General features: G+C 63.8%; 10 protein-coding genes and 2 pseudogenes. 4 read left to right on the forward strand and 8 right to left on the reverse strand.

What is annotated here, in order from left to right; genetic code table 11:
* Positions 1–33: 33 nt before the first annotated feature.
* The 7 genes and pseudogenes from tssA to tssJ form a co-directional block, all read right to left on the reverse strand.
* On the reverse strand, positions 34–1,083 hold the full coding sequence (gene tssA, locus CR152_RS19105; RefSeq protein WP_099877181.1) for a type VI secretion system protein TssA: 1,050 nt from the start codon (positions 1,081–1,083) through the stop codon (positions 34–36).
* A gap of 785 nt (positions 1,084–1,868) precedes the next feature.
* Positions 1,869–2,744, reverse strand: a pseudogene (locus tag CR152_RS35160) (serine/threonine protein kinase); the annotation flags it as partial.
* The gene (gene tagF, locus CR152_RS19115; protein ID WP_099877187.1) at positions 2,741–3,445 is read right to left on the reverse strand and encodes a type VI secretion system-associated protein TagF; all 705 of its coding nucleotides are present in this window, start codon (positions 3,443–3,445) and stop codon (positions 2,741–2,743) included. The gene tagF and the pseudogene CR152_RS35160, both read right to left, overlap by 4 nt.
* Entirely contained in the window at positions 3,445–7,071 is a 3,627-nt protein-coding gene (gene tssM / locus CR152_RS19120; protein WP_099877190.1) for a type VI secretion system membrane subunit TssM, read from the reverse strand. The genes tagF and tssM overlap by 1 nt, the downstream gene beginning before the upstream one ends.
* Complete coding sequence (locus tag CR152_RS19125; RefSeq protein WP_099877193.1) at positions 7,068–8,402, reverse strand: DotU family type VI secretion system protein; 1,335 nt, start codon at positions 8,400–8,402, stop codon at positions 7,068–7,070. The genes tssM and CR152_RS19125 overlap by 4 nt, the downstream gene beginning before the upstream one ends.
* Positions 8,399–9,786 (reverse strand): annotated as a pseudogene (tssK, locus tag CR152_RS19130) (type VI secretion system baseplate subunit TssK). Before tssK ends, CR152_RS19125 begins: the two are co-directional and overlap by 4 nt.
* The gene (gene tssJ / locus CR152_RS19135) at positions 9,783–10,301 is read right to left on the reverse strand and encodes a type VI secretion system lipoprotein TssJ (RefSeq protein WP_099877196.1); all 519 of its coding nucleotides are present in this window, start codon (positions 10,299–10,301) and stop codon (positions 9,783–9,785) included. Before tssJ ends, tssK begins: the two are co-directional and overlap by 4 nt.
* Positions 10,302–10,543: 242 nt before the next feature.
* Here tssJ and CR152_RS33105 point away from each other — a divergent pair, with 242 nt between their 5' ends.
* The 4 genes from CR152_RS33105 to CR152_RS19150 are packed head-to-tail and all read left to right on the forward strand — an operon-like array spanning position 10,544 to position 12,796.
* Positions 10,544–10,708: a hypothetical protein gene (locus CR152_RS33105; protein WP_157778592.1), complete on the forward strand. Its 165-nt coding sequence runs from the start codon at positions 10,544–10,546 to the stop codon at positions 10,706–10,708.
* 45 nt (positions 10,709–10,753) lie between these two features.
* Positions 10,754–11,065: a hypothetical protein gene (locus CR152_RS19140; RefSeq protein ID WP_099877199.1), complete on the forward strand. Its 312-nt coding sequence runs from the start codon at positions 10,754–10,756 to the stop codon at positions 11,063–11,065.
* Positions 11,062–11,313: a hypothetical protein gene (locus CR152_RS19145; RefSeq protein WP_099877201.1), complete on the forward strand. Its 252-nt coding sequence runs from the start codon at positions 11,062–11,064 to the stop codon at positions 11,311–11,313. Before CR152_RS19140 ends, CR152_RS19145 begins: the two co-directional genes overlap by 4 nt.
* Positions 11,306–12,796 carry a PepSY-associated TM helix domain-containing protein gene (locus tag CR152_RS19150; protein WP_157778593.1) on the forward strand — a complete coding sequence of 497 codons (1,491 nt, stop codon included), beginning with the start codon at positions 11,306–11,308 and terminating at the stop codon, positions 12,794–12,796. Before CR152_RS19145 ends, CR152_RS19150 begins: the two co-directional genes overlap by 8 nt.
* Positions 12,797–12,824: 28 nt before the next feature.
* On the opposite strand, the gene CR152_RS19155 is transcribed toward CR152_RS19150, so the two are convergent.
* Complete coding sequence (locus CR152_RS19155; protein ID WP_099882497.1) at positions 12,825–13,586, reverse strand: thioesterase II family protein; 762 nt, start codon at positions 13,584–13,586, stop codon at positions 12,825–12,827.
* Positions 13,587–13,592 lie beyond the last annotated feature (6 nt).

Raw genomic sequence — 13,592 nt, forward strand, 5'->3', positions numbered from 1 at the left:
TGAAAGCTGTCAATAAAAGGGAGGGGTGCCGTGTCATGTCTGTGGGCCCATCAGCAGGTCGATCTGGCTGACGCTGTCCGGCGCGAGGTCGCGCATGATGTCGTAAAAGCTCATCTGCATCAGCCGTTGCGCGCGCCGCAGCAACAGCGGCGCCGGGTGACTCGGTTCGTGCTTTTCCAGGTAAAAGCAGATTTTTTCGAGCATCAGGCGTACGTCGTCCCGACTGTCAAGCTCCTGCGTGCGCCAGTCCGTTGCGCGCATGCCCGGCGCCGGCGGCGCGCCAGGCTGACCGGCTGCTTGCTCAGGCGCGATCTCGGCAGCAGCGTGGCCGCTGCCGCTGGTTTCGGTGATGCGTTGCAGCAGTTTGCTGACGTGCTGGTGCTCCGGCACCCATTCCGAGCCCAGGTGCTCCTGCAGCAGCGCGACAATCGTGTCGAGTGCCCAATGCGCTTCGCCCACGGCCAGCAGGGCCGGATGATGGTCGTGGCGGGCGCGCGCCAGTTCCATGCGCAGGCGGTCCGGTCCACCCGCATAGTTCACATGCTCCGAGGCACTGTTATTGAATACCGATTCAATCTCGCGCAATGCGAGGCTGTTGGGACCGAGCAGCGGCACTGCGCGCAAGTCGCGCAGCACGCTCTGCGGCTCGAACAGCGGTGCCAGCGCGTTGGTGCGCGGGAAAGGGTCGATGTCTTCGTCGTCCTCGTCGTCGTCCTTCAGGCGCGGGTAAAGATCGGTCCAGTAGCGGCTCAGCAGCCCTGCCACCAGGCGCAGGCCCTGGGCGTAGCCCTGCATGCCTTGCAGGTTGGTCCAGGCTTGCGCCAGCAGGCAGGCGATGCGCAGATCCTTGCTTTGCACAATCAGCAGCTCAGCCTGACGCGCGACCTCGCGCCAGTCCGGCGCTTCGGCCGCGATGATGGTGTCGCCGTATTGCTGCTCGGCGCGCGGCTGCGCGGCCTGCATCAGCGCCAGGAAGGGTGCGGCATATTCCAGGTTGGTGCCGCAAGGCGGCGCGTCACTGACCGGCGCGAGCAAGGTGCTGAGCAGGGCCGACTCGGCGCAGGGAGCGTCAAGCAGGTTCATGGCTGGCCCGATTTGAAAGCGTGGACAACATCGGGCGCGGCCGCGTCGGCGGTCACCCGCAGCTGCAGGCGGTGCGGCGCCAGCGACCCGTTGCGCACTTCGATCTTGTAGTCACCGGGCATCAGCTGGAGTGACTTCATGGGCGGGCTGACGCCGCGTTTTTTACCGTTCACATACACTTCGCCCCATGGGCTGATACGCAGCGCGACCTGTATCGGCTTGAGCACCGGCTTGGGCACGGGCGCGGAATCGACGACGGCCGGCGCAAGGGCTTCGGGTTCGCTTGTCTGCGCTGGCGGCGGCGGGGACACCGGCGCCTCGCTGCTGTTTACCTCTGGCGCAGGCACTACGGGCGCTGGCGGGGTCGTCGCGACCGGGGTTGCGGGCATCAGTGGCGGCTCGTCCGGCGCCGCCGCAGCGGTCATGCCTGCCGTGGATTGAGGCGGCTGCGCGCTTGCCGTCACCGGGGCCGCGGGAGCGTTCACCAGCCACAGCACCGCAACAACGGCCGCAGCCAATGCGCTACCGCCGAGTAACCACCAGCGTGCTGTATTTGTTGGCGCGACGCGCTCGCCGGAGGATGCTTGCGGCGTGACCGACGCGGACCTGACAAGGGCTTCGCGCGGCATGCCTTGCGCGGGCGCCGGGCTGGCTGGAGATGCGGCTTCTTTTGCCGCTGGCGCCGCAACGCCTGCCAACGGGGCCAGGTGATCGACTGCGCTGTAGTGTCCCGGCGTTGCCGAAGTCAGGCCCAGCAGAGCCGCAAACGCCCCGACCGATTGTGGCCGATCTTCAATGCGCTGGCGCAGGGCCGCATCGGCGGCGCGCAGCAGGGTGGCGCTGTAGCGCTGGGTGCTGCCTTCGAGCGGCTGGTAGTTGTCTGAAATGCTGCGTACGACCGCCGCTGGCGGCAGCTGGCCCGACACCAGGATGTGAATGACCGCGCCGAGCGCATAAATGTCGGTCCACGGTCCCTGGCGAAAGGCCGGGTCGTCGGTGTATTGCTCGATCGGCGAATAGCCGGGTTTGAGCATGATGCTGGAATCGTCAACGAGGTCGCCAATGAGCTTGCGGGCCGAGCCGAAATCAAGCAGGACCGGGGTGCCGTCCGGCTGCATCAGGATGTTGTCGAGCGCGATGTCACGGTGGAAGCACTGGGCGCGGTGCAAGGTTTCAAGCGCGCCCAGCAGGGCCGCCAGCATGCGCATGATTTCCGCTTCGCTGAGGGCGCGCCCGCCCGCCAGGCGCTGCTTGAGCGTCAGGCCTTCGTAGCAGGGCGTGGCCATGTAGGCGGTGCCATGGCCTTCCCAGAAACGCAGCACCTTGATCAGGCCCGGATGGTCGAACTTGGCAAGCAGGCGCGCTTCATTGATAAAGCCTGCCTGGCCGCTTTTGAAGGTGGCGGCGAAACGTTCGCTGCGCAGCGCAATACTCAGGTCGCCCTGGCGCACCGCCAGCATGGCCGGCATGTATTCCTTGATCGCCACGACCCGCGCAAGCGCATGGTCGAAAGCGCGGTACACGATGCCAAAGCCACCGACACCGAGCACGCCGGTAATTTCGAACTCTTCCATGCGGTGGCCGTTGGGCAGCGGGCTCGTGGAGGCGCCTGGCGCTGTCGCCGGGTCGATCAGGACGCTGGCGTTGGAAAAATCGGTCATACGGCTCCTTGTTGGGGACCGAACAGGCGGGCGAACAGGGCATTGTTCAACTGTCCGGTGTGGGTGCAGGTCTTCAGGGGCGAGCCGTCGCCCTGGTTGGTCCACCAGAAACTGGTGGCGCTGGCAGGGTCGAAATACAGCGCCAGGTCGGGACTGGACCTGGTGTGTCGACGGATGCCGGCCTGCGCCTGACGCCAGAAAGAGTCCTGGTCCACGGCGGCGCGCGTGCTCATCGGCGCGGTGTTTACCTGCGCCAGCGCAGCGCCGAGGCGGTCGATGGCGTGGCCGTGGCGGATCGCCTCCAGCAGCGCCTGGCCGAGCGCGCCGTAAAATTCGTCGCAGCCCTCCAGCATGCCGTTATGGAATGCGTCGATAGGCACCGGCCACAGCCCCGCGACCGGGTAGTAGCGGCCAACCCGGTCGCAACTGGGCGCCAGAACGCCGAGCTGAACCGAGTCGTGGCCGAGTCCCGCCGGGAGCAGGAAATTCCACAGCGGCGCCACGGCATAGTGCGTGGCCAGCATGTTGGGGCCGGCTTGCTGCAAGGCCGCCAAACCGTTTTGCAGCCAGTGCTCCCAACCGCCCAGCAGGGCGTAAGGCAGTTGCTGCCGGACGAAGTCGCCAGCCGACGGGATCTTGCCGAACCAGCCGACCGGTGCGCTTGCTGCGCCCTGGGCGACCTTGTTGAATGGGCCGTTCATCACACCCCTCCCGGGCAGGAAAAGCTGGCCAGCTGGGCCAGGCGGAACGGGTTGTGCGCACTGCTGGCGGTCACTTCGAACACGGCTTTGGCGCCGTTGACGTCGAACGTCGCCAGCATTTTTTCGGCGTCGCGCTGGGGCGCCAGGCTGGCGCGGTCGAACATGCGGTGCAGCGCCCAGGCGCCTTCGGTCATCAGCGAACCACTGCTGCCGTTGCTGCCGGTAACCTGCACGCGTACCTGGTTGCGCCCTGCCGGGCCGGGCCATTGAACCGGCGTCGACACTTGCGGGCCGTGGGCGTAGCGCACGGCCTGGCCGTCGATGTCGATGACAAACTGAGCGATGGAGGCGTCCATCTGAACCGGCTTGATATCGAGCCGGATGCTGGGCGTACGGGCGCCGCCGGCGAAATACACATCACGGATGACGACTGCCTGCTCAAAGGAATCGAGGTAGCCGGCACGGGCCTTCTGTTCGCCCTTGAAGCGCCATGGCCGCGCCGCCGTGTCAACCTGGTTTGCCAGGTTCTTCTGGAAAAACTCGTCCATCAGGGCGCCGGGCGCAAAGATCTGGGCAAAGTCGCCAAGCGCCATGTCACGCGAGGAGGCGCGCACGAACGGGTAGCGGCCAGCCACGCTTTGCCGGCAGTAGTGGCCCACGTTGGCGGCAACATTCTTGCCAAGCTGCTGTTGCAGTACCTGGGTCACATTGTTATCGGAGGAATTGGCCAGTTCGCCCAGCATGCCGCGAAACGGCGTCGGCAGGCGGCCGGCTTCGGCCAGAATTTTGCTGACCACCTGATTCGGTGGCGGAGTTACGCCGCCGCGCAGGGCGGTTTCGGTTGCGGTCAACTGGGCGTACAGCTCGCCCAGGGTCTCGACAATGCCTTCGATTGGCGCCTTGGCGCCTTTGTCGCGCGCTGTCGTAAATTCGCGCAGCGCGGCGAAACGCGTATCGACCAGCATTTCCACGCGTTCCGCGGCGGCCGTCTCCGGCTTGCCGCTGGTTAGGTCGTTGTGGCCAAAGATCTGGCTCAGGGATGAGCGCGTGCTGTCGAGTTTGTCGCGGGCCTTGTCGACGATGGTGGCGCCGTTGATCTCATCAAGGCGCACCAGTGTCGTTTCCCTTGCCGCGGCGTTCATCAGGCGCACCAGTGGCGAGTCGGTGGACGACAGGATGCGCGCGACCTGGATATTCTGGGCCAGGGTGCCGCCGGTCTTCAGGCGCAGGTCGCCCAGATAGTCTTCCCACACGCGAATGTAGTCGGTCAGGTACAGGCGTCTTACCTCGGCGCTCCACGCGGCCAGGTTATCGGCGCTCGCTGGCGCGCTTTTTGGCTGGGCCAGGACCCATTTCTCTTCTTCCGCCAGCTTGGCGACGCGCGCGTCCAGGCCGGGAGCGAACAGTTCCCAGTAACCGCGATAGGTGTACAAGCCGGCCACGCCCTGATTCAGGCTGCCGCCACTGGCGCGGCGAAACACCAGCGGGGCCTGGGGACCGACCACGGCGCCGACATTGAACGTTGGCAGTTGCTTGTTGCCTTGCAGTATGCGCTTCATGGTGCCGTAGGCGCGCTGGGCCAGGGTATGCGTCAGCAGCCGTTCACGCGTTTGCGCCACCAGTGGCTCGTCTAGCGCGAACGGCGACGCAACAATCCGTTGCGCAAGCAAGCGCTTCAGATGGGCGCGCAGTTCGTCGCGCTGGACGTTCGAGAGGGCGTTGCCCAATTGACGTTCCAGGTCCAGCGACAACCACGCTTGAAGAAAATCGGCGTCGTAATGCGCCGGGTCGAACAGCATCAGATACGCCTTGAGCGCGTTGTAGCTCAGTTCGACGTCGCCGCTCGGGGCCTGGCGCAGGCTGTCTTCCAGGCGGCGTGCCAGTTGCGGCAGAAACATGTCATCCAGCGCCCGTTCGTAAGCGCGGGTGGACGCAGCCTGCAGCTTGCCGCCCTGATACAGGCCGAGCTGGTAACCCAGCGCTGGACTGTCCACGTCGAGCACCGTGCTGACGGGCACGGCGTGCAAGGCGTCGAGCATCGGCATGACGGTGGTGATCTGTTCACGGTCGCTCAGCTTTACTGCGCCGAGGCGTTTTTCAAGCGCTGGCAGACGCGCTGCGACATCGTTGACGTAAGCCTGGTTGGCGCGGTAGCTGTTCAGCCATGCGAGCGAGACCGCGACCGCCAGCAGGGCGGTGGCGGCATAACCGGCTGTGCGCAGCCAGGTTTGCTTCTTCTGCCAGCGTTCATTGATGCCAGCCAGGCCCGCTTCCTTGAAAATGATGTCTTGCAATAGGCTGCGCAGAAAGAAACTGCGGCCGGGTTCGCCGATCTGCGGCGAACGCTGGCCGGTATTGATCTGCAAGAAGTTCTTGATGCCGCCGAGGACCCGGTCGAACACGGTGCCTTCCTGGGTGCCGCTGGTAAAGTACACGCCGCGCAGCAAGGCGTTCGACTCGAATTTCGACGAGACAAAGACGTGCGCCAGGAACTGGCTCAGGATACCCTCCAGCCCGGCAAATTCCTGCGGCAGCAGGTAGGCCAGTTCGCGCTGGCGCGGGTCGTGTTCGGCCAGCAGCTGCTCGGGCAGGCTGGCGTACAGGCGTTCCAGCAGTTGCTTATACTGTGCTGAAAAAGCGCCGGGCACATCGAAGCTGCTATCGCGCACGGCGTCCAGCTTGAAGGTCAGGCCCCATACCTGGCTGCGCTGTTCCTTGCTCAGTTGGGCAAAATATTCGGTAAAACCGGCCAGCAGATCGACCTTGGTGATCAGGACGTAGACCGGGAATTGAATACCGAGCTGATCGCGTAGTTCGTGCAGGCGCTTGCGCAAGGTGAGCGCATGCAGTGCGCGTTCCTGCTCGCCGCTGCTGAGCAGATCGGCGATGCTGATGGTGAGAATGGCGCCGTTCAGCGGCTGGCGCGGCCGGAACTTTTTGAGGAGGTCGACAAAACCCTGCCATTCGCCCTGATCGTGTTCACGATTACTCTCTTGCATGGTGTAGCGGCCGGCCGTGTCGATCAGCACCGCTTCATTGGTGAACCACCAGTCGCAGTTGCGGGTGCCGCCGATGCCGCGAATGGCTGCCTTGCCAAATTGTTCAGCCAGCGGGAATTCCAGGCCCGCATTGACCAGCGCCGTGGTCTTGCCCGAGCCGGGCGCGCCGATGAAGACGTACCACGGTAGCTGATACAGATACTGGCCCGAGAACCGCTGCAGGAAAGCCAGCTTGCCCTGACCGCCGTCGGTGGCAAACCTGGCCGTGCGTAGTTTCTCGGACGCGTCCTGAAAGCGCTGGCTCAGTTCATCCAGGTGCGGGTTGGCGGCGCTTGGTGCGGCATTGGGGCGTGCGGCGGGCGTGCGGATTTGCGTCAGCAGCTGGGAGTTCAGGCGGGCCGCGCGCCAGTTGCGGTACAGCGCGCGCAGCAGCCAGATGGCAAACACCAGGCCGATCACGCACCAGCGCGCCAGTTCGCTCTCCAGCGGGCGCATCTGGCCGATGGCGATGATCGGGCCGAGCAGCCACACCATGCAGCACAAGGCAAGCAGGCCAGAAAATATCCACAGCTGACGACCGAAGACGACACCGGCCACTCTGCCGAACAGGTTCATAACAAGATTCATGGCGCTGACTCTGTGGCCGGTGCCGCCGGCGGCACCATTAAGGTAATTTCGACGCGACGGTTGCGCGCCCGGTTGGCTGGACTGTCGTTCGGCACGGCCGGCTCGGCCGCGCCGCGACCCTCGGCGCGCAGGCGGCCTTGTTGATCGAGCAGCGGTTGCAGCAGGCTCTTGACGCTCTCCGCGCGCGCCACCGACAGCTCCCAGTTGGACGCAAAGCGCAAGCCGCGGGTGGGCACATCGTCCGTGTAGCCGACCACCAGCACGGCGCCGGGGACGGCATTGAGCGCCTTGCCGATTCGCTCCAGCAAGGCTGCGTGCGCAGGGCTGCTGCTGACAGTACCGGCGCCCGACTCGAACAAGCTGTCGCCGCGGATGATGACCGTGCTGCGGTCGCTCAGGTCCAGCACACTGACCAGCTTTTCGGCGATTTCCGTTTCCAGGAACTGCGCCAGGCGGCGCGTTTGCGGTGCAGGGGAGGGCTTGGCGGCGCTGGCGACCACGCGCGGGACGCGCAGTTGGTCAATCGCGGCATAGACCTCGTCGGAGCGCGACGACAGCGACCACTGCAGAGCGATGAACAAGCCGAGACAGGCCAGCGCCGCCACACTGGCGACTGCCCACAGCGGCACACTGCGCTGCGCGCGCGCAGCCATGACGGGATCATGCCAATGCGGTGACAGGGCGCTGGCATGCTCGCCGCGCTGGGTGCGGATCAGTTGCAGCAGGCGCTGCTTGAGCACCTCGAGCTGCGAGCGGCCCTGGTCGAGCACCCGGTAGCGTCCTTCGAAGCCAAGCATCAGGCAGAAATATTGAAGTTCAAGCAGATCGATGTGCTGGGCCGGATAGGACGCCAGGCGCGACAGCAACTGGAAAAACTTTTCGCCGCCCCAGGTTTCGTTATGAAACGTCACCAGCAGGCTGCTGGCCGACCAGACGCCACCGCCGCCCCAAGGGGTCAGCGTGGCGGCCTCATCGAGCGTGGTGCAGAGGCAGTAGCGTGCACCGATAATGGTTTCGTTCGCAATGCCCGCCTCTCTGGCGCGGGTTTCGAACTGGCGCAATTCGGCCAGCAGCTGCTCGCGCAGCATGGCCGGATCGGCGTGATGCACGGTCGTGCGAATCTGTGGAATGAGATTGAGCAGCGGGTTGGCCAGCGCCACCAGCGGGTTGCTGCCGCTGTGGATGCGTTGGCCGGGAGGCGGCGCAGCGGCGGCAGCGGCTCCAGCACCGGATGTGGTCGACGCGCCACCCGGATTGGGCGCGACAAAATGATCGCCGCGCCGGCCCAGCTGGCCGAGCGGATCGAAACCGAGGGTGTTGGTGGTGTTCATTGACGAATGGCCCAGAATTCCATGGAGAGGCCGGGGAAATCACCGGCCACGTGCAGCGCCAGTCCGCCGGACTTTTCCAGCTGCTTCCAGAACTCGCCGGTCTTGTCGAGCTCAAAATACGTGAAGCCGGCGTGGTACGGCAGATGCCGCGGCGCCACTGGCAACAGGCGCACGCCGATGCCGGGAAGCTGCAGGAGCACCAGGTCACGGATGCGCTCGACCGCGCCCATTTTCAGTTGCGCCGGGAAGCGCGTGCGCAGCAGGTCGGACGGCATATCGGCATTGACTGCCAATACAAACCCGGCGTCCTGGATCAATTCCAGCGAAGGAATCTGCGCGACGCGAATGCCATTGCCGCGTTCTTGCAGCGGGATGGCGATGGCGTGCTGCTCGAGAACGATGGACAGCGCGCGGCGCAGTTCCAGCATCAGTGGCGTAAAAGTGGCCTGCAGATCGTCGTGCAGATACGGCGGATAGACAGTCGGGCGGCGCTTGTCGCAGGTATAGGTGGCCAGGTCGCAAGCCAGTTTCAGCATGTCCTTGTAAAGCATCTCCGGATGCAAACGACTGCTTTGACCCGCATGCCAGGTGACGCCGGTGTAGCGGTTGATCACTTCAAGCAGCAGAAAATCGGCAAATTCAGCCACGCCGCTGCTGCCAGGCTGCGACAAGCGCTCGGCCAACGCATCGCCGCGCTGTTGCAGCAGACCGTGCAGTTGCGAGACAAATCTTTCCAGCACCGGATGCGCAGTAGCAGCCAACATCGGCGCGATGTAGCTTTCATCGAGCAGCACCTGGCCATCGTTGCGCCGTTCGTTCACGCGCACCACGCCCACCGACTGCCAGTCCGCATTGAGCGCGGACGCGGGCATCAGGCGCGGATTCAAGCGGCCAAATTGCAGCACGGCCGGGCCGAATGCATCGGTGTTGGCGTCTTCAATCTCAAATTCGCCGATGTCATGGCGGGTCCAGCCGGTGTTGCCGGCGGCGTCCTGGGCCGGGACCTCATCGGACCAGGAAAAATCGGGCCGGTTGGCACGCCACAAGGGCAGGGCCAGCACGATGTTCTGGTCCTTGAGCTGCGCCGGCACGGCCAGCATGCCAGGTGCATTGTCTGCTTCAAAGGCAAACGGCGTTCCATCAGGCATAACCCCAGCGCCGCTGCTGATTGCCAGCTTTCCTAGTGCAAGCGCATCCCGGTCCAGCACCAGGCGCGACCATCCCCAGTGAAAACCTTGCATCGGCAGCACGCGCGATTGCACGAAATTTTCTAGGTAGCGCTCCATCTGCTGGAAGTGGTGGGGACGAAGAACATGCCTTCGGTCCAGACGATACGCTGATGCATACTGCTGGCGATATTCGGATTGGGTGAATATGGTTTCATTTGGCTTTTTGAATCAATGCGATACCGCCCTTGTTAATACCGACCTGCAAGAGAAACTGATCGGGCAAGGTTTGCCAGAATTTAAAGGCATTCAATTGTTTCGGATCTGGCAGAGTAATTGTTTCGCGCCACTTATTCTTTTCTAATAGCCGGTATTCAGCGACGATGCCGATTGCAGTGACGTCAGGATTGCCCGGTTTTTTGATCGATCGGCTTTCACCTGGCGCCAGCACGATCTGTTCTATTTCAACCAGATCCTTGCCCAACACCGTTTCGGCCTGGCTTTGCAGCGCAAAGAAGTCGGCCGCCTGGAAGCTGGCCGGCGAGCGCAGCGCATATACCTTGACCTGGACCGGGGAAGGGCGCTGGCGACTGTCGCCATTCACGTCGCGGGCCGCCTGGAACTCGATGCGATAGGGCGACGCCTTGGTCGTGGCACTTGACGCACAAGCGCTCAGCACAATTGCAGCGCTGACGGTAATAAGTGAGCCAATGAAGCTGGATGTTGATTGCAATGGTGGCCTCTTGGCTAATGCGCTATTTCAAGGACAAGCAAATAAGTTATTACATCGTCGAGCGCTCTGATACAGACTGCAATCGCGGAGTCTGTAATGAACGAGAATGATTCTAATGCTCAAAAGTTACAGGGGCATGACGCAAGGGATATCCAGGGAAGCGAATAAACCGTCTGATCAGGCAGTCGTTATTCTTTTCTAAATTTACACTTCCCAAAGGAAATAATATTATGGATTTGGACATGAACCAGGAAACGCGACAACATCGCGCGGACGAAAGAATGGGTATTGTGAAAAGTACTTATATATATGTTGGCGGCGCGGCGCCTGATACGGCCTATGCCGGGGCGTTGTCATTGAGCGTTACCCAGCCTCTACGCCTGTTCAAGAAGTCGTTGACGACGTGATACGCTCACTGTAGAATCAAATGATAATCATTCTCGTTCGCATCCATGCCGACCTTCTTCGTCCTTCTTTTCTCGATGCAATTTCTGGTCTTGGCCCAGCGCCAGACCGGTGGGGGCAGGGTACGCAGCAGCCTCAGGGCGCTGGGCTTGGCCGGCCTGGGCGCCGGTTTCGCGCTGAGCGCCCATGTCAATGGTGTCGAGCGTGGCGCGGCGGTGTGGGTGGCCAGCCTGATGGCGGCCGGACTCATGGCGCCGCTTGTTGCAATCCAGACCGCCCGCCTCCTCGCCGCGATGCAGTCGAGCCGGATGTGGATGTTCGCTATGATTGGCCAGCGCCTGCAGGCTACGGCCAAGTGACATGCCGGATACTGGTCTCCTTCTTCGGGAGCCTGGTCCTGGCCGTCGGTTTTGGCCTGGCGTGGGCCTTGCTGTTCCCTTCCACACGCACCAATAATATTTTTTTCGGCGGCATGCTGATGCCGGTCGCCTGGGTCCTGGCCATGCTGTGGCTATGGTTCAGCAGTTGGAAGCAGCTATGGCTGCGCCTGCTCCCTGCGGCGATGCTGCTCTACAGTGCAGTCTTCCTGGGCTATCGCTTTGGCTGACCACCCGCAGGCCGACAGCCGCAAAGCCTGGTACCTTCTTCACTCGTGGGCTGGGATCGTCCTTGCCCTGGCCATCTATGTAGTCTGCGCATCGGGCTGCGTTGCGCTGTTCGTCCACGAACTCCAGCTCTGGCAATACCCAGAGTTGCAACGCATTGCCGCGCCCGCGGGCGGCGTGGTGAACGTGAAGGCTGTGCTGAACGAAGCCAAACTGGCCGGACTGATACAAGACCGCGCCACCTTGCAGCTGCCCCGTTATTCGAATGGCGTCATCCTGCGCCTGCAGGACGACTCCGGACGCATGGCCGTTTTCGATCCGACCTCGGGCGCACTGCTCGGTATCAAGCCAGAGGGCTTTGGACGCGCCCTGCGCGTGCTGCATTCCGACCTGTTGCTGCCGTTCCCGTGGGGGACTTTCCTGACCGGCTTCCTCGGCATCACCTTGATGTTCCTGGTGCTGACCGGGGTGGTCATGCATCGCCGTTTCTATCGGGATATCTTCACCTTGCGAACCGGCCGCAGCTGGCGTTTAAGCTGGTCGGACGCGCACAAGCTGGCGGGCACCTGGGGCATCGCTTTCCTGGGTATGATGGGATTCACCGGCAGCGTGCTCGGCCTTGCCGGCCTGTTGCTGCTGCAAACCGCGGTGGTGGCGCACAAAGGCGACTCCGGCAAGGCCTACGCCGAGATTGGGGGCAAGACGGAGAGCGCCAGCGGAACCCTGGCGCCGCTGGGCGCGACCGCGCCGATGCTGGCGCGCGACATTCGCGGCGAACCGTTCATCCCGCGCTTTTTTACGATCGCCCATATCGGGGATGAGAAGGCGACGGTCACCGTGGAAGGCGAGCGTCCCGATTACCTCAGCACCAACGACCGTAAGGTGTTCGATCGCGAGGGCCGCCTGCTGGCCACGCCGCGCGGCGTGGGCAATGGCGCCGGCTGGCGAACTTACTCCGCGCTGTTGCCGCTGCACTTCGCCGAATTCGGCGATGCCACGCTCAAGTTTGTCTATTTGCTGCTGGGGATTGCCGCATGCCTGATGCCGGTGTCGGGGATCCTCCTGTGGCTGGACCGGCACCGGCGCGACAACACCATGGCGCGCGCGCAGCATCTGATGCGCGGCCTGGCTGCCGGCGTGACGATCGGCTTTCCCATCGCGGTCGCTACCCTGTTCCTCGCCGCGCGCCTGGCGCCGCAGTGGATGGCACAGCAGGGGAACCCGGTTCTCGCCCTGTGCTCCGCCTGGCTGGCTACCGTGGCATGGGCCTTGTGGCGCGCCGAAAAGCCGCATGTCGAGCGCGGCTTGCTCGGCCTGGCCGGCATCCTGTTTGTGCTGGTGGCGCCCGTCAACGCTTGGGTGAGCGGCGATGCCGTCCTGTTTGCCCTGGCACAGCCACTCCACACCAGCCACGTTGTCGACGGCGTCATGCTGGCGCTGGGATTAAGCCTGCTGTCGGCCTATCGCCACTTGAAGCAGTACTGACGCGTCGCGGCTGCGAATAGCCACGGTGTCACGCTGCCGCCTCGATCATCTGCATCAATTCGGCCTGCATCTGTGCCAGCACCGCGTCGCGCGCGCTCTGGATGAAGAAGTGATCGCCCGCGAAGCGGTGCAGCCTGATCGTTTCGGTCGTTTCGTCCTGCCAGTTCGACAGGTCTTCAAAGGCCACATGCGGATCGCGATCTCCACCATACACGCTGACCGGTAGCGCGAGCAGGGGGCCGCTGCGGTATTCGTAGTCCGCCGCCAGCGCGAAATCGGCGCGTACCGTCGGCAGCATCAGGGCCATCAGCTCCGGCTCATCGAGGGCCGCGGCCGGGGCGCCGTTGTACTGGCGAAGGGCGGCGATCAGATCGGCGTCGCCAAGTTCGTGCAGGCGGCGCGACAGCAGGCGGCGGCGTGGCGCAACGCTGCCCGAGACGAACAGGCGTTCCGGCATCGGACCGCCGCGACGCTGGCAGTAGCGCGCCAGTTCAAAGGCAAGCAGGCCACCGAGACTGTGCCCGAAAAAGGCAAATGGCAGCTCGTCGCCCAGGTCGATCACCTGCGCCAGCGTTTCCACCACCAGGGCCAGTGAGCGCATGGGCGGCTCGCCGAGGCGGGCGCCGCGACCGGGCAGCTGGATGGCGCAGACTTCGATGGCGGGGTCCAGTGCGGCTTGCCACGCGTAGTAGCTGGCCGCACTGCCTCCGGCGTACGAAAAGCAGAACAGGCGCATGCGGCGCTGTGCGCCAGGCTGCCGGACCAGCCAGCGGTTAGGTTCAATATTCATGTGTGG

The sequence above is a fragment of the Massilia violaceinigra genome (assembly GCF_002752675.1).
GTDB lineage: Bacteria > Pseudomonadota > Gammaproteobacteria > Burkholderiales > Burkholderiaceae_D > Telluria_A > Telluria_A violaceinigra.